At 60.4% G+C, this 16628-nt stretch carries 14 protein-coding genes and 2 riboswitches; of the genes, 10 read left to right on the forward strand and 4 right to left on the reverse strand.

Annotated elements, in window-relative coordinates:
- Positions 1–182: 182 nt before the first annotated feature.
- Entirely contained in the window at positions 183–4031 is a 3849-nt protein-coding gene (gene cobN, locus J0G10_RS17450; protein ID WP_220556350.1) for a cobaltochelatase subunit CobN, read from the reverse strand.
- A 3-nt stretch (positions 4032–4034) separates the two neighbouring features.
- Positions 4035–5108, reverse strand: coding sequence for a cobalamin biosynthesis protein CobW (gene cobW, locus J0G10_RS17455; RefSeq protein WP_095126368.1), 1074 nt, complete (start codon positions 5106–5108; stop codon positions 4035–4037).
- Positions 5109–5207: 99 nt separating this feature from the next.
- Positions 5208–5419: riboswitch (cobalamin riboswitch) on the reverse strand.
- 350 nt (positions 5420–5769) lie between these two features.
- Between cobW and J0G10_RS17460 the strand changes: the two genes are divergently transcribed.
- From J0G10_RS17460 to cobM, 10 genes are all read left to right on the forward strand, one after another.
- Positions 5770–6522: a 2OG-Fe dioxygenase family protein gene (locus J0G10_RS17460; RefSeq protein ID WP_176471339.1), complete on the forward strand. Its 753-nt coding sequence runs from the start codon at positions 5770–5772 to the stop codon at positions 6520–6522.
- On the forward strand, positions 6522–7799 hold the full coding sequence (locus J0G10_RS17465; protein WP_095047823.1) for a hypothetical protein: 1278 nt from the start codon (positions 6522–6524) through the stop codon (positions 7797–7799). The genes J0G10_RS17460 and J0G10_RS17465 overlap by 1 nt, the downstream gene beginning before the upstream one ends.
- Positions 7799–10219 carry an ATP-grasp domain-containing protein gene (locus J0G10_RS17470; RefSeq protein ID WP_220556351.1) on the forward strand — a complete coding sequence of 807 codons (2421 nt, stop codon included), beginning with the start codon at positions 7799–7801 and terminating at the stop codon, positions 10217–10219. The genes J0G10_RS17465 and J0G10_RS17470 overlap by 1 nt, the downstream gene beginning before the upstream one ends.
- Positions 10216–11133 carry a sugar phosphate isomerase/epimerase family protein gene (locus J0G10_RS17475; RefSeq protein ID WP_095047825.1) on the forward strand — a complete coding sequence of 306 codons (918 nt, stop codon included), beginning with the start codon at positions 10216–10218 and terminating at the stop codon, positions 11131–11133. The genes J0G10_RS17470 and J0G10_RS17475 overlap by 4 nt, the downstream gene beginning before the upstream one ends.
- The gene (locus J0G10_RS17480) at positions 11123–11815 is read left to right on the forward strand and encodes an AzlC family ABC transporter permease (RefSeq protein ID WP_093430896.1); all 693 of its coding nucleotides are present in this window, start codon (positions 11123–11125) and stop codon (positions 11813–11815) included. The genes J0G10_RS17475 and J0G10_RS17480 overlap by 11 nt, the downstream gene beginning before the upstream one ends.
- Complete coding sequence (locus J0G10_RS17485) at positions 11808–12134, forward strand: hypothetical protein (RefSeq protein ID WP_093430893.1); 327 nt, start codon at positions 11808–11810, stop codon at positions 12132–12134. Before J0G10_RS17480 ends, J0G10_RS17485 begins: the two co-directional genes overlap by 8 nt.
- Positions 12135–12168: 34 nt before the next feature.
- A riboswitch (cobalamin riboswitch) is annotated at positions 12169–12390 on the forward strand.
- 123 nt (positions 12391–12513) lie between these two features.
- Positions 12514–12711, forward strand: a complete 198-nt coding sequence (locus J0G10_RS17490) for a CbtB domain-containing protein (RefSeq protein ID WP_093430890.1) — start codon at positions 12514–12516, stop codon at positions 12709–12711.
- Between the two features lie 11 nt (positions 12712–12722).
- Positions 12723–13421, forward strand: coding sequence for a CbtA family protein (locus J0G10_RS17495; RefSeq protein WP_095047826.1), 699 nt, complete (start codon positions 12723–12725; stop codon positions 13419–13421).
- The gene (locus J0G10_RS17500) at positions 13418–13831 is read left to right on the forward strand and encodes a cobalamin biosynthesis protein (protein WP_003225490.1); all 414 of its coding nucleotides are present in this window, start codon (positions 13418–13420) and stop codon (positions 13829–13831) included. The genes J0G10_RS17495 and J0G10_RS17500 overlap by 4 nt, the downstream gene beginning before the upstream one ends.
- A gap of 81 nt (positions 13832–13912) precedes the next feature.
- Positions 13913–14659, forward strand: a complete 747-nt coding sequence (gene cobM / locus J0G10_RS17505; RefSeq protein ID WP_095047827.1) for a precorrin-4 C(11)-methyltransferase — start codon at positions 13913–13915, stop codon at positions 14657–14659.
- A 200-nt stretch (positions 14660–14859) separates the two neighbouring features.
- Here cobM and nfuA read toward each other — a convergent pair whose 3' ends face one another.
- Together nfuA and J0G10_RS17515 are read right to left on the reverse strand one after the other, a co-directional pair.
- The gene (gene nfuA / locus J0G10_RS17510) at positions 14860–15444 is read right to left on the reverse strand and encodes a Fe-S biogenesis protein NfuA (protein ID WP_007912592.1); all 585 of its coding nucleotides are present in this window, start codon (positions 15442–15444) and stop codon (positions 14860–14862) included.
- Between the two features lie 57 nt (positions 15445–15501).
- The gene (locus J0G10_RS17515) at positions 15502–16524 is read right to left on the reverse strand and encodes an acyltransferase family protein (protein WP_095047828.1); all 1023 of its coding nucleotides are present in this window, start codon (positions 16522–16524) and stop codon (positions 15502–15504) included.
- Positions 16525–16628 lie beyond the last annotated feature (104 nt).

Consider the following 16628-nt stretch of genomic DNA (forward strand, 5'->3'; position numbering starts at 1 on the left):
CCAAAGCCAACACAAATCGGCTCCCTTACCCCCTTACTCCCTTGGGGAGAGGGAACTGACCTAGGTGTTCTTTCGAATTCCGTCGACCTGATACGTCGGGCCGAACTCAGACTTCGACAGCAACGCAAATCGGCTCCCTCTCCCTCCGGGAGAGGGCTGGGGTGAGGGTAGCTTTTAGCCGGTTACATATCTTCCTCAATATCCAGCAGCAGATTCTCCAGCGCTTCCTTATAAGCCCCAGGCTCCTGCCACATCCCCCGCTGCTGTGCCTCAAGCAGGCGCTCGGTCATGTCCCGCAGCGCATGCGGATTGTGCTCGCGAACAAATTCCCGCGTTGCCGGATCCAGCAGATAAGCATCGGCCAGCAAAGCGTACTGGTGGTCATCGATCAACTGCGTCGTCGCATCGAACGCGAACAGGTTATCAACCGTCGCGGCCATTTCGAACGCGCCTTTATAGCCGTGGCGCTTGACCCCGTCGATCCATTTCGGATTGACCGCTCGTGAGCGAATCACCCGGTTCAGCTCTTCTTTCAAGGTGCGAATCTTCGGCAGATCCGGTTGACTGTGATCGCCGTGATAACTCGCCGCCGCTTCGCCGCGCAAGCTTTCCACGGCAGCGAGCATGCCGCCCTGGAACTGGTAGTAATCATTGGAATCGAGCAGGTCGTGCTCGCGGTTGTCCTGATTCTGCAGCACCGCTTGTACCTGACTCAGGCGCTGAACGAACTGCTCGCGTGCAGCGGTGCCCTCATCAGCACCACCATAGGCGTACGCGCCCCAGTTCAGATAAACCTCAGCGAGATCTTCACGGCTCTGCCACAAGCGACCGTCGATGGCGCCCTGCACGCCTGCGCCGTACGCGCCGGGTTTGGCGCCGAAGATCCGCCATCCGGCCTGACGCCGCGCGGTGTCCTCATCGAGGCCCGATTGCCGCAGCGCCTCGCGCTCGGCACGCACTTTCGCGGCCAGCGGGTTGAGGTCGTCCGGCTCGTCCAGCGCTGCCACTGCTTGCACGGCGGCGTCGAACAGGCGAATCAGATTGGCGAAGGCATCCCGAAAAAACCCGGAAACTCGCAGCGTGACATCGACGCGCGGACGATCAAGCAGGCTCAGCGGCAGAATCTCGAAATCATCAACGCGCTGACTGCCAGTGGCCCACACCGGACGCACGCCCATCAGTGCCATGGCCTGGGCGATGTCGTCGCCACCAGTGCGCATGGTCGCGGTGCCCCACACGGACAATCCGAGCTGGCGCAGGTGATCGCCGTGGTCTTGCAGGTGCCGTTCCAGAATCAACGTCGCCGACTGGAAACCGATGCGCCACGCGGTGGTGGTCGGCAGGTTGCGCACGTCGACCGAGTAGAAGTTGCGGCCGGTGGGCAGCACGTCAAGGCGACCACGGCTGGGTGCACCGCTGGGGCCGGCGGGGACGAAGCGACCGCTGAGGGCGTCGAGCAGGCCGCGCATTTCGGCGGGGCCGCAGGCATCGAGGCGTGGGGCGACGACTTCGCGCAGATGGTCAAGGATTGCACTGACCTCCACCCAACGCGGTCCTTGTAGGAGTGAGCCTGCTCGCGATAGCGGTGTGTCAGTGGACTCAATGTTGGCTGACACACCGCCATCGCGAGCAGGCTTGCTCCCACAAGGGATTTGCAGGGACTCGGAGATCAACGCAGTGGCAAACAGTTCGAGGCGTTCGCGGGTGTCGCCGGCGGTGCGCCAGACTTCGTCGCCGATCGATTGCAATTGATCGGGGCGCGGGCCAGTCCAAGGGTCGGCCAGCGCGCAATCGAGCGGGTCGAAACCCAGTTCGAACGCTTTGGCCAATGCCCGCAATAAACTCGACTGCGCGCCTTTGCCATCGCCACGCGGTATACGCAGCAAAGCCAACAACGTATCAATGCGCAAACGCCCGCTCGGCGATTCACCAAAAATGTGCAAGCCATCGCGAATCTGCGATTCCTTCAGATCACACAAATAGGTATCGAGACGTGGCAGCCAGATCGCCGCATCCGCATCGCTGTCCAGCGCGGCATCGAGTTGCAGTTCGCGGTCGATCTGCGTCTCGCGGACCAATAGCAGAATGTCGCGCTGCAGTTCACGGGCGCGGCGCGGATCAAGCAGCTGCGCTTCGTAATACTCGTCGGCCAGCAGCTCCAGATTGCGCAACGGGCCGTAGGTTTCGGCGCGGGTCAGCGGCGGCATCAGGTGATCGATAATCACCGCTTGCGTGCGCCGTTTGGCCTGCGCGCCCTCTCCCGGATCGTTAACGATAAACGGATAGATATTTGGCAGCGGCCCGAGCAACGCATCCGGCCAGCAGTTCTCCGAAAGACCGACGCCTTTGCCCGGCAGCCATTCGAGGTTGCCGTGTTTGCCAACGTGGATCACGCCGTGGGCGCCGTAGGTGTTGCGCAACCAGAAATAGAACGCCAGATAAGCGTGCGGCGGCACCAGATCGGGGTCGTGATAGACCGCGCTCGGATCGACCTGATAACCGCGCGCCGGCTGAATACCGACGAAGGTCAGGCCGAAGCGCAGACCGGCGATCATCATCCTCCCGTCGCGGCACATCGGGTCGTTTTGCGGCGTGCCCCAGCGTTCGATCACAGCGCTGCGATTAGCCTCGGGCAGCGCGTTGAACATCGTCAGATAAGCGTCCATGGCGAGGCTTTGCTGGCACGGACGCAGATCAATGGTGTCGAGATCGTTGCTGACGCCACCGAGCAATTGCTCGATCAACTCGGTGCCGCTATTCGGCAGTTCAGCGGTGAGCGGATATCCCTCAGCCTGCAATGCACGCAGGATGTTCAGCGCCGCCGCCGGCGTGTCGAGACCGACACCGTTGCCGATGCGCCCATCACGGGTCGGATAGTTGGCGAGGATCAATGCGATGCGTTTTTCGCCATTCGGCACCCGCGCCAGATCAATCCAGCGCCGCGCCAGTTCAGCGACAAAATCCATGCGCTCGGGCTGCGCGCGATAGCAGACGACATCGGACTGACTGCGCTCACTGCGCCAGGCCAGATCCTTGAAGCTGATCGGTCGGCTGATGATGCGTCCGTCGAGTTCCGGCAAGGCAATATGCATCGCCAGATCGCGCGGGCCGAGGCCCTGCTCGCTGTCACGCCAGCCGGGCTCGTTGTCCTGCGCGCAGATCGCCTGGATCACCGGAATGTTGCGGCGAAACGGCCGCAAGTGCGGGGCCTCAGGGCTGGATTGAGCGAACCCGGTGGTGTTGAGAATCACCCCGGCCTCAACCTCGTCCAGCCAGTCCTCGACCACCGTCAGGCAGCCGGGTTCTTTCAGACTGGCCACCGCGATCGGCAGCGGATTCAGCCCCGCCGCTTGCAGGCGCTGGCAGAACACATCGATGAATGCGGTGTTCGCCGCTTGTAAATGCGAGCGGTAAAACAACACCGCCGCGACCGGGCGTGCAGGCAGCCAATCGGCTTGCCAGTCACTCAGTGCGGCGCTGGTTTTATTCGGGTGGTAAATCGCCGTGCGCGGCAGCGCCTGCGGTTCTTCCCAGACGTAATCACGAGCCAGCCAACGGTTGGCGAGGCAGCGGAAAAAGTCCAGCGCATTGCCCAGGCCGCCCTGGCGCAGGAATTGCCAGAGGCGATCACGATCCACAGCGTTGACGGTGCTCAGGTCGCTGAGTTCCGGATCAGGACGGTCATCGCCCGGCACCAGAATCACCTGCACACCGCGCTCGGACAGTTCGATCAGACGCTCGACGCCGTAGCGCCAATAGGCGATGCCGCCGTGCAGCGAGATCAGGATCACCTTGGCGTGGCGCAGCACTTCGTCGACGTACAGATCGACCGAAGCATGGTTCTGCACCTGCATCGGGTTGGCCAGACGCAGGCTCGGGTAATCTTCCGGCAACTGCTGCGCGGCTTCGGCGAGCAGCGCGAGACTGGAGTCGCCGCTGCACAGGATCACCAGCTCGGCGGGGGTTTGGCCAAGGTCGGCAATGTTGTCATCCGAGACGAAACCGCCGGGCTGAGTCCTGAGCAGGTGCATGGCTTAAACGCTGAGCGCAGCGCGCAGTTGCGCTTCGAGTTGCGCGGCGTCGAGCGCCTGACCAATCAACACCAGTCGCGTGACGCGCGCTTCATCAGCGCCCCACTGACGGTCGAAATGCTTGTCAAAACGCGTACCCACGCCTTGGATCAGCAGACGCATTGGCTTGTTCGGAATGGCGGCGAAACCTTTGACGCGCAGGATGCCGTGCTTGACCACCAGTTGCGTCAGGGCGTCGAGCAGCAGGCTTTCGTCGGCTTGTGGCAGTTCGATGGAGATCGAATCGAAGGCGTCGTGATCGTGGTCATCGTGGTCGTCATCGCCTTCACCGTGGTGGTGATCATGATGGCTGTGGCGGCTGTCGATGTGCTCCTCGGAACCGGCGCCGAGGCCGATCAGCACGTCCAGCGGCAGACGGCCGTTGCTGGCTTCGATGATTTTCACCGCTGGCGGCAGTTCTTCGGCGACTTCAGCGCGGACACGAGCGAGATCTTCCGGGCTGGTCTGGTCGGCCTTGTTGAGGATCACCAGGTCGGCGCTGGCCAGTTGATCGGCGAACAGTTCGTGCAGTGGCGATTCATGGTCGAGGTTCGGGTCGAGTTTGCGCTGGGCATCAACCTGATCCGGGAACGCGGCGAAAGTGCCGGCGGCGACGGCCGGGCTGTCGACCACGGTGATCACCGCATCAACGGTGCAGGCGCTGCGGATTTCCGGCCACTGGAAGGCTTGTACCAGCGGTTTTGGCAGGGCCAGGCCCGAGGTTTCGATAAGGATATGGTCGAGATCGCCGCGACGGGCAACCAGTTCGCGCATCACCGGGAAGAACTCTTCCTGAACGGTGCAGCACAGGCAGCCGTTGGCCAGCTCGTAAACGCGGCCGGTGGCTTCTTCTTCGGTGCAACCGATGGTGCATTGCTTGAGGATTTCACCGTCAATGCCCAACTCGCCAAACTCGTTGACGATCACCGCGATACGACGGCCCTGAGCGTTGTCGAGCATGTGGCGCAGCAGCGTGGTCTTGCCCGAGCCGAGGAAGCCGGTGACGATGGTGACGGGGAGTTTGGCCAGTGTTTTCATCGGTATGCCCTTTGGCAAGCGGCGGGCATACGGGACGAGAACCGGCAACGCGCGTGCGTGCCTGGAGAGTTCGCCACCGGATCACCCCGCCCGGTTGTAGTGAGAATCTGTGACGAGGCAGGTCTCCTGGCTGACGGCGTTCAGGCGCTCGGCCTGGCGTTGGCTGCGCCTTCCCGCGGGCTCATAAGTTGAGCTGGCAGTGGCATGGCAGCGAACATCACCGTTCACAGTTGCGGGGGCAGCCGCGGCATTGACCGCGTTCCCTTCTTAGCTCCGACATACGCCGGAGAACCTCGAATGCGCAAGGCTACGCATGCACGGCAGGCGGGTCAACGCCTGGATCATTGTGGTTATAAGGGCAGCAACTTTTTCATCTAATGATCGCGAACACTTCTCACTTAAAAAGTAGTTGTAAGTTATGTCTTACATGTCCTATCCGTTACATAAAAAAACTACCACCGCGTTAAACCCTGAAATAGAGCGGCTGCGCGCATTCGATTACATATCTTTACAAAAACCAAATTGATAAATCAATACAAGATATGAACGATGAGTTCGCACAAGGACTATGAGTCTCTCAAGAAAGGATTTCTTGCATGGCTGATTATTATCAGTATTTGATCCTGCCTGTTTCTTTCCTGCACCCATGGGTATCCACAACATGAGTGCCGGTAACGCGTTACGGCTTTCAAGTGATGCCGGACTAAAGGAACTTTCCGAACTACTGCGCAATTGCCACTATGCGCACAGTGTTCACTATCCAGCATTGGATGTTGCGCTGCTGGGACGCGAAGCATGCCGGGCATTCAATGCGACCTGGGATCATTTGCATACCGATGCGTATCTCAGCGCAGAGAACGGTCTTCGCGAACGACGCATCTGCAAGTTCCAGTATCGCCAACAGGAACGCCAATGGACGGCGCTGCAAGACTGCCACTTTTTTCAAGCCGAGACCGACAACCCGCTGTTGGGCGGAGTGCAGCGCACCTACACCCGCTGCGAGGCGACGTTCATTGACTCCCCGATTCTGCAGACACTGCTGGCCGCCGACCTGGCACTGCTGGACATGGCGCTGGGCCCGCGCGACTGGCTCGTGACCTGCCATCAGTTCCGTATCCTCTGCGATCAAGGCAATGCTGGCCAGGCCACCCCTGAGGGCCGACATCGCGACGGGCACGATTTTGTCTTTCAACACCTGATTCAACGTCAGCATGTCATCGGTGGCGAAAGCCGGATATTTGATGAAGAAGGTGGCCAAGTATTCAGTGCAACTTTGACTGACTATCTGGAAACCGTCGTCTTGAATGACCGAATACTTCTGCATGAAGTTTCCCCACTGCAAACATCGAGCATTAATTCGGATCGCGGCAGTCGCGATATGTTGATTATCGACTTCGACCTGGCGGACTACTAATGAATCATTCGACTCATGCACTTTCAGTCAGTACCCCCCTCGCGCATAACTTCATCATTGAACAGTTTCAACAGGCGTGCGCACGAAGAACTTCCACACTATCGCTGACCGCCAATGAAAACATATTGTCCGAGACTGCACGCACGCTAGGACAGAATCGCCATTACGAGCGTTACTTGTTCAATGCACAGGCCATTGACGGTCAATGCTATGCCGCCGAATTCAATGGTATGCAGGTCGAACACTTCCCCGAAGTCGAAACATTAAAGGCTTTGGCGACCCAAGCCGTGCAGGCAATGTTTAACGCGCCGTTCGTCGAATACCGCGTGCTCTCCGGCGTGCACTGCACGCTGAGCGTGCTGGCCGCCCTGACCGAGCCGGGCGACTGCGTATTATCACTGGCGCCCGAAAGCGGCGGGCATTTCGCAACCGGGCCTCTGGTGCAGAAGATGGGCCGGCACAGCGTCTTTTTGAAACTGACGGCTGACGGACAAATTGATCTCGGGGATGTTGATCGGCAACTCCAGGCGTGCGGTGTACAACCGGCAGCCGTACTGCTCGACCATGGTCTGACCACACGGGCAATCGCCCTTAAACCACTGCGCGCGCTGCTGAACCGCCGGGGCTTTGAGCGGACACTGATCATCTACGATGCGTCGCACACTCTGGGCCTCATCGCCGGGAAGGCCTTTCCCAACCCGCTTGACGAGGGGGCGGATATTCTTCAAGGCAACACCCACAAATCCCTGGCAGGTCCGCACCGGGCACTGATCGTCTGCCGGCGTGCCGATCTGGCCCAGCGGATCGAGCAAACGCTCAGCGGTGCGCTGGTGTCCTCGCCCAATCTGCCCGGTCTGCTGCAACTGTTCGTCAGCCTGCTGGAAACCCAGCGCTACGGCCAGGCCTACGCTCAACGCATGTGCGCCAATACTCGCCAGTTGCACGACGCACTCGCCGACCTGCCGGGCTGGACGCTGCACCCCTCCGACACGCACCTGCTGTTGCTCGAAGGCGAACTGGCCCGGCAAGCGGCGCAGCAGCTCAATGAACTGGGGATCCGGATCAACAATAAACAGATCAATGGCCGCGACTGCCTGCGCTTCGGTCTGCAGGAAATTACTCGTCTGGGCATCAGCAGCGAAGACCTGGATGCCTTGGCGCACATCATTCGCAATGTCTTGAGCGGTGGCGCCAACGGCGTGGACCGGATTCGTCTGGCTCACATTTGCCAGCGCCTGAACCGGGTCCACTACAGCTTCGATCAGGAGGTTGACTAATGAGTGCAGCGGCCTGCCTGATCATCGGCAATATTCGTGACGGAGAATACGAGGGCCTGATTGCCGAGGGCATCACCCCTTTGCTGATTGCCGATAGTCGCAAAACCAGCAAGATCGCCGATGCGAAACAGATCTCGCCGGTGGCGCTGTACGACTTTTCCAGAGGGCTGACCCCGGATCTGATCCAGCTGACGCAACAGTTGCTGGACGAGCACGGCTTCACCAGTGTCCTGAATTTCCGTGAAGGCTATGTCGCGATCACGGGGCGGCTGTGTGCGGCGCTGCCGGCGCTGGCCCACCTGCACCGTAACGTGGAAAACACGCTGGACAAGGTGCTGCAACGCCAATGCTTCGAACAGTCGCGTAACCTGGATCTGCACGTGGTCTCTCGCCAGGTTCGTATCGACGACCTGCTGGCGCGCCCGGGCGAGCTGCCCTACCCGTTCATCCTGAAACCAGCGAACCTTTACAGCAGCCTGTTCGTACGCTGCATCGACGATCAACAGGATCTGCTCGACTACGCCCGTCATGAATGGCCGGCGCTGCAGCGCTATGTGGCGGGCAAAAGCCGCGAAACCGATCAACTGCTGCTGGAGGAATTTCTCCAGGGTTCCAACCATTCCATCGATTGCACGATTGCCGCCGACGGCACGATCAGCAGTTTTCCGATCGTCGATGTGATTGCCGGCGTCGATATCGATCGCGGCGACTTTCACCATTTCGCCCGCTACACGCCGTCGCTGCTGGAGCCCGACGCAGCGCTGAAGGAGCGTTGCCATCGTCTGGCCCATGACGCCGTGAAAGCGCTAGCGCTCAAAGGCACGTTTGCCCATGTCGAGTTCATTCTCACCCCCCGCGGGCCAAGAGTTCTCGAAGTCGGCGCACGCCCCGGCGGCAGCCGGATTCATGTGATTCGTCAAGCCTGGGGGCTGGCGCTGGATGTCTGCTACCACCGCGCGCTGTCCGCCGAGCCTCTGCCCAGCGCCAGCGAAGCGCCGGATGCGTTCGGCATCGCCACCCCCTTCGCCCGCACAGACCGGCTCTATGACGGACTGCACGGCGCCGACCGGATCTGCCGCTTGCCAGGTTTCCAGCGTTGGTACGCCTACGTCACTCCGGGCGAAGCCATCGGGCCGGTCAGCAACGGTTTTCAGAACTACCTGTACATCGAGTTCAGGCAACCCGACACCGCCCGCCTGCGACAATCCTTGCTCGCCGTCAGCGACATTGATGTCTATGGCGAGCAGCCCACGGCGGCGAACACCAAACACATTCTGCTCATCGGCGGGCGTGATTCGGGACTGGATTGGGATACTGCGCGGCAGTTTCGATTTACTCTCGTCCAGCAACCCGGCGAGTTATCTGACTATCAGCGCGAGCGCGCAACGCTATTGCTGACACCTGACATCGCCGATCTGCCGGCCTATAGCACGATGGTAGAACGGCTGCACCGGCAATCACCATTCGATGCCGTAGTTTCGTTTTCGGAACTGGGCCTGCTGCCCGCGTCACGCTTGGGCGAACGTCTGGGCATCGTCCACAACAACCTGCGCAGTGTGGAAGTCAGTCGCGACAAACTGCTGTTTCGCCAATTGCTCAAAGGCAGTCGCTACGAGTTGCCCACTGCCGCTATCAACCATGGTGCCGAGGCTCGCGCTTTCGTGCTGCGCCATGGCCCGGCCATCGTCAAACCCGTCAACGGTTCGGGCAGTCAGGGCGTCTATGCCATAGACAGGCCCGAGGATGTCGAACACCTCTCGCTGGAGGGAAACAATCTGATCGAGGCCTTCGCCAGCGGCGACGAATACAGCGTTGAATCCCTCAGCCTGGATGGCCAGCACCGGATTCTCGGCATCACGCGCAAATACACCAGCGGTGCCCCCGGTTATGTCGAAACCGGGCATGACTTTCCTGCCGGGCTCGACGAGAAAACCGCCGCGCAGATCGAAGAAGCGGTGCTGTGGCTGCTCGGGCGAATGGGCAACCGCTGGGGCCCGGCCCACACGGAAATCAAGCTGGACGGTTCACGCCTGCAATTCATCGAAACCCAGACCCGCTTCGGCGGTGACCAGATCTGGGAAATGGTCTGGAAAACCACGGGGGTGCATTTGGCAGCCAGCACCATCGCCGCGATGGCCGGCACGTCACTGCCGACGCCCGAGAAAACCTACGCCAAAATGGCGATCCGCTACATCGAGGCGGCCCCGACCGCCGATCCGCAACAGCTCCAGGCACGCCTGCTGCAACACCCGTTTGCATTACGCGTGAACCTCAACCCCGACAAGTTCGGCCAGAGCATCAGCCGTTCCGCAGACCGCCACGGCTACACGCTGCTGGGCTGCAGCGACGCCGACGACCCGGCGGACTTCAACGCCGCGATCACCCACCCAGAGTTCACTACGCAAGGACCAGCGCAATGACCCGTAAAGACCCGCTATATCACATCGAAGGCCCGATCAGCGCTCACTTCCCGATGATCTCCTTTTCCACCAATGTCTACGACAACCCTGCAGACATCCTGGGTTCGATCACCGATCTGGCCAGACATTTCCAAGCGGTCGAGTTCGAGATCGGCGAAGACGCCGAAAAAACCTTCTGGTCGTTGACCGCCGAAGACCGGTCTGAGCTTGCCGGGAAAATCCGCAGCTTCGCCGAACACAATGGCATCACGCTGACCGTCCACGCCGGATGGTGGGGTCGCCAGTACAACCTGTGTTCCCCGGATTTGACTGAACGTGCCCAAGCGGTGGACTGCCTGAGTGCCGCCGTGGAGTTTTCCCACGAGGCCGGCGCCACCAGCGTCACTTTTCATCCCGGCTACAAAGATCAACTGGAAAACGGCGAACTGCTGGACAACCTGATAGTAGCGATCAACGAGGTGACCAAGCGCTGCAACACCGATGGCATCGCCCTGTGCCTGGAGAACATGGGCGGTCAGCGGCCGAAATTCCCGGTCTTCACCGTCGAGGAACACCTGCGCTTTCACAAGGAGACCGGGTGCTTCGTGACCATCGACGTGACGCATCTGTGCTCACTGCTGCCGTATGGTGAAAGCCTGTTCAAAGCCATTGCCGATCTGGCGCCGGTTACCCGGCATCTGCACATTGCCGACCTCAACAACACCCACCATCAACATCTGCCGATTGGCGAAGGCAACTTGCGCCTGAGCGATGTGCTCAATCGCTTCGCGGTCAACGGCTATCGGGGTGTGGCCGTGGTGGAAGAGTTCATTCCGCGCTTCTCCACCGAGTACTACCTGGAAAAAGCCCTGGCCTATAAGAACGGCGTAGAGCAATTGCTGGCCGGCTCGCGGCACAGCACTCATGCTGGTTGAGTCGAACCTGGCAAAACCGGCGTCGCGCAGCGAGATCGCGACCGGTATCCGCGATGCGCTACCGTTCGTCTTCTCTCTGCTGCTGACCTTCACCCTGATCGGCATGCTCGGGCGCCGCCATGGTCTGGATCTTCCGGCCATGGTGGTTTTCAGCGGTACGGTAATGGCCTCGCCGTTGCAACTGACGCTGCTGGAAACCCCCGCGCACCTGCTTAACGCCTTTGGCGTGCTGGTCTCGGCGCTGAGTATCAACTTGCGTTTTCTGGTCTTCACACTGAGCCTGAAATCCAGCCTCCAGGGCCCGGTCAAAGCGTTCGTCCCCGCCCTGGCGGTGATGGCAAATGCGGCTTTCACGTTGATGTCGATCCGCAAGGATCAGCAACCGATCAGCCGCCCGTATGCCAACACCGTGTGCTTTCTGCTGTACGCCGCCGCCCTGCTTGGCACCGTGGTCGGGTATTGCTTCGCCAGCGTGGCCGACAACGCAGTGATGGATCACGTCAGTGTGGTGATCGCGATTTTCATCAGCGCTTCGCTTGGCAAGATGGCCCGCGACCGTCACAGCTTCCATGCGCAATGGATTGCCGGCCTGGCCACCGCCGCGAGCTTGCTGTGGCTGGGCGAGGTCAGCTTGCTGCTGGTGCTAGCCATCACCGTTCTGACGAGCTATGTCTATGATTGAACCTGGTACTTTCTGGCTGTACGTACTGATTTGCGCGCTGGTTTCGATCGTCTGCCGCTTGCTGCCGCTGGCCGTCGATGTCGAACGGCTTTCGGCAACTGCCCGCGCTTTCATCGATCGTCTGGGAAAATACACATCGGTGGCGATGCTCGTCAGCCTGCTGGCGGTCTCACTCTATCCTTTGGCCAGCCAGCACCTGGCGGCCATGCCATGGATCCTGCCGGTGGCGTTGGCGTGGCTGCTGAGCCTGACGCGAATCAAATCCTATTATGCGTTCCTGATGGCGCTGGGGGTGTACGTCCTGCTGATCATGCGCTAGGCGCCGATTGACTCAAATCCCCCGCCCATGCTCTCCTACACAACTTGTTACGGGTGCCCTTCACAGGGTGAAACGGGAAACCGGTGAATCATGTGCTTTACTCAAGCCCATGTCAGTCCGGTGCTGCCCCCGCAACGGTAAGCGAGCGAAGCGTCAAAACCACTGTGCCGATACGGTATGGGAAGGTGACGCTTGCAGGTCGGCCTGACGCCAACCCCTCGTGAGCCCGGAGACCGGCCCGCAACACACAGCCCGCATTTGTGCGGCGCTGCACATAACAAACCCGCGGTGGGCGGGCGCTGTTCGAACCTCTGCGAGCCCGACCCGCAGGGGTTTTCATGCGCTCTATTCACCCGCTGACACTCCAGAGGGAAGCGCCATGTCGATCATCAGCAGCACCGGCAGCAACACGGACAAAATCGCCAGCACCACCACCCTGAGCCAACGCCTGACCGCCGCGATCTTTGCATCGATCCTCGGCGCCAGTCTGGTTTACTTTGCCGGCTTCTCGCACATCGAAGCGGTGCACAACGCCGCCCACGATACCCGCCACAGCGCCGCGTTCCCGTGCCATTGAGACCTGCCGACATGATCAAGCGTATCGCGCAAACTGCAGGTTTCTCTGGTCTGCTGGCCGCCCTGCTCCTCACTCTGCTGCAAAGCTTCTGGGTTTCGCCGCTGATTCTGCAGGCGGAAACCTTCGAGAAGTCCGAGCCGGTGGCGGTTCACGAACACGCCGCTGGCGTGGCTGCGCACACCCATGATGCCGAGGCCTGGGAGCCGGAAGACGGCTGGCAGCGCGTAGTCTCGACCACTGGCGGTAATCTGGTCGTAGCCGTCGGTTTCGCCCTGATGCTCGCCGGCCTCTACACCCTGCGCGCGCCGACCAAAACTTCGCAGGGCCTGCTCTGGGGCCTGGCCGGTTACGCGACGTTCGTGCTTGCTCCGACCTTGGGCCTGCCACCAGAACTGCCGGGCACCGCTGCGGCCGATCTGGCTTCGCGGCAGACGTGGTGGATCGGCACGGCCGCTTCGACGGCTGTAGGTCTGTCGCTGATCGCGTTCAGCCGTCACTGGCTGATGAAGGTCCTCGGTGTGGCCATCCTCGCTGTGCCCCACGTGATCGGCGCACCGCAACCGGAAGTGCATTCGATGCTCGCCCCCGAAGCACTCGAAGCTCAGTTCAAAATCGCTTCGCAGTTGACCAACGTGGCGTTCTGGCTGGCCCTGGGCCTGATCAGCGCCTGGTTGTTCCGCCGCAACAGCGCTGGTCAATACCACGCATGACCGATGACCGCGCAGCGCCGACCTTCGTGGTCGGCCTGGGCTGCCAGCGCGGCTGCCCGGCCAGTACGCTGCGCGCGTTACTCGATCAAGCGTTACAGGCGCATCGCATTGAGCTTGAGGCGGTGAAAGCGCTGGCCAGTATCGACTTGAAGCGCGACGAGCCCGGCCTGCAAGAACTTGCTGCACAACTGGCTCTGCCCCTGCTGTACTTCAGCAGTGACGAACTGGCCAGCTACCAACAGCGGCTCAGTCACCATTCACAGATTGCTTACGAACGCACCGGTTGCTACGGCGTCGCCGAAAGTGCCGCGCTTGCGCTCGCTGAACAGCTGATTCAAGCGCCGGCAAAACTGCTGATCTCCCGGCAAAAATATGCTCAGGCAACGCTGGCATTGGCCGGCGCGGCGTAAAATCCCGATAATCCCCGCCATTGATCATGAGCGTTGTTCATCTGCAACGCAGTCGTGCCCTCTTTTACTCAGGATTCAACGATGACCGTCTACTTCATCGGCGCCGGCCCCGGCGACCCGGAATTGATCACTGTCAAAGGCCAGCGGCTGATTCGCAGTTGCCCGGTGATTATCTACGCAGGTTCGCTAGTGCCGGCGGCGGTACTCGACGGCCATCAAGCCGAAACGGTGGTGAACAGCGCCGAATTACATCTGGAACAGATCATCGAATTGATCAAGACCGCGCATGCCAAGGGTCAGGATGTGGCGCGGGTGCATTCCGGCGATCCGAGTCTGTATGGCGCGATTGGCGAGCAGATCCGTTATCTGCGTGAGCTGGATATTCCGTTCGAGATCATTCCCGGCGTGACGGCCACCGCAGCCTGTGCGGCGCTGCTTGGCGCGGAATTGACGCTGCCGGACGTGTCGCAAAGCGTGATTCTGACTCGCTATGCCGACAAAACCGCGATGCCGGCAGGCGAAGAGCTTGGCAGTCTGGCGCAGCATGGCGCGACCATGGCGATTCATCTGGGCGTTAACCATTTGCCGAAGATTCTGGTGGAACTGCTGCCGCATTACGGCGCGGATTGCCCGATTGCGGTGATTCACCGGGCGACGTGGCCTGATCAGGATTGGGTGCTGGGGACGCTAGCGGATATTGCCGAAAAGGTTGAGGCCAAAGGGTTTCGGCGTACGGCGTTGATTCTGGTGGGCCGGGTGCTGGGCAGTGAGGTGTTCAGCGAGTCATCGTTGTATCGCGCTGGGCATGCTCACCTCTACAGACCATGAATTGGAACGCGGAGCGTCCCGGGCTGCATTCCCACGCAGAGCATGGGAACGATCAAAGGCCCTTTCGCGAGCAGGCTCGCTCCCACATTTGATCGCATTTCAAATGTGGGAGCGAGCCTGCTCGCGAATGCATTCCTGAATGTCACCCATAAAAAAACGGCGCTCACGGGGCGCCGTTTTTCATGTCCGCAGCGAACACCTTAGTAGTAGGCGTTTTCTTTCTGCGTGTGGTCGGTCACGTCGCGAACGCCTTTCAGCTCCGGGATACGCTCGAGCAAGGTGCGCTCGATGCCTTCCTTCAAGGTTACGTCCGCCTGGCCGCAGCCCTGGCAACCGCCACCGAACTGCAAAACGGCGATGCCGTCTTCAACCACATCGATCAGGCTGACCTGACCGCCGTGGCTGGCCAGCCCCGGGTTGATTTCGGTTTGCAAGTAGTAGTTGATGCGCTCGTTGACCGGGCTGTCGGCGTTGACCATCGGTACTTTGGCGTTCGGCGCCTTGATGGTCAGCTGGCCGCCCATGCGGTCGGTGGCGTAATCGACAACGGCGTCATCGAGAAACGCTTCGCTGAAGTGATCGATATAAGCAGTGAAGCTTTTCAGCCCCAGCGCGGTGTCTTCAGGTTTTTCTTCGCCCGGCTTGCAGTAGGCAATGCAGGTTTCAGCGTACTGGGTGCCAGGCTGGGTGATGAAGACGCGGATGCCGATGCCCGGGGTGTTCTGCTTGGAGAGCAGATCAGCCAGGTAATCGTGGGCGGCGTCGGTAATGGTAATAGCGGTCATGGAAACTCCTCGCAGGCTTGGGCGCAGTTTACGCCAATCATTGCGCCGGACAAAGTCCTAGTATTTTTGTCGGGAAAGATTCTCGTCCGGCTCCATGTCAACCCGCGCCTTGAGCCAATGGTAGCTGCGCTTTTCCACCCATTCGTAGCTCAACCACGAGCCAACGCCAATCGCCAGCGCGCACAGGGCAAACATCAAATACGGGTTGATCGCGTAGCGTTGCGCGATAAATCCCCCCGCCGACAGCACCAGCACGTGCATGAGATATACCGAATATGAGCAATCACCGAGCAGTTTGAGCACGCGACTGCGCTCGACATAACGCTCAAGTGAGATACACGCCATGACCAGCAATGAGCTCGGCACGCCCCAGTTGAGCATCCTCGGCGCCGGTGCCAAGTGATAGATCGTCAGCAACGCCGCGACGATGGCCACCAGCGGCAGCCACAGTCCCGCACCGATCCAGCCCCGCCGATAGAGCATGCCAATGCCGATCCCCAGCAGAAACTCATAAACGATGTCCGAGCGATAGAACGCGCTGACCCAGCCAAACCCGGTCCAGGCCTGACACACTGCAAACAACAGCGCCGCGACCACCAGCAGGCGCACCTGCAAACGAAACAGCAGCGCCCAGGCAAACAGCACGTAGAAAAGCATTTCGTAATTCAGTGTCCAGCCGACATTCAACGTCGGATAGATACCGTAGCCGCCAGGATTCTCGGTAGGAATGAACAGCAACGACAGAAGCAGATGGCCCCAGTCCACTGTCTGATCCGGCAGCAAAGGTTGGGCGAACACCACCAGCAGCGCCATCAGCAGCGTGTACAGCCAGTACGCCGGGACGATGCGAAACAGCCGGTACAGCAGGAAACGCGCGGGCGGCAGCGGTTTGTTTTCGGTCGAGAGGAAAATCACCAACCCGCTGATGACAAAGAAAATGTCGACGCCCACCGCGCCTTTGTCGATAAAGAACTGGCCGACCGGCCCGCGTGCCTTGAAGTCAAAAAAAATCTGCATGAAGTGGTGGCACACCACTGTCCACGCGGCAAGCGCACGCAGGGCTTGCACTGAAATCAACATCACCTGCTCCCGATCACAATTCCTGAAACACCATTTCACCCTGTGGGAGCGAAAGCGACGGCACATTCAATGTATTCGGTGCCTGACACTCCGCCTTCGCGAGC

The sequence above is a fragment of the Pseudomonas germanica genome (genome assembly GCF_019614655.1).
Classification (GTDB): Bacteria; Pseudomonadota; Gammaproteobacteria; order Pseudomonadales; family Pseudomonadaceae; genus Aquipseudomonas; species Aquipseudomonas neuropathica.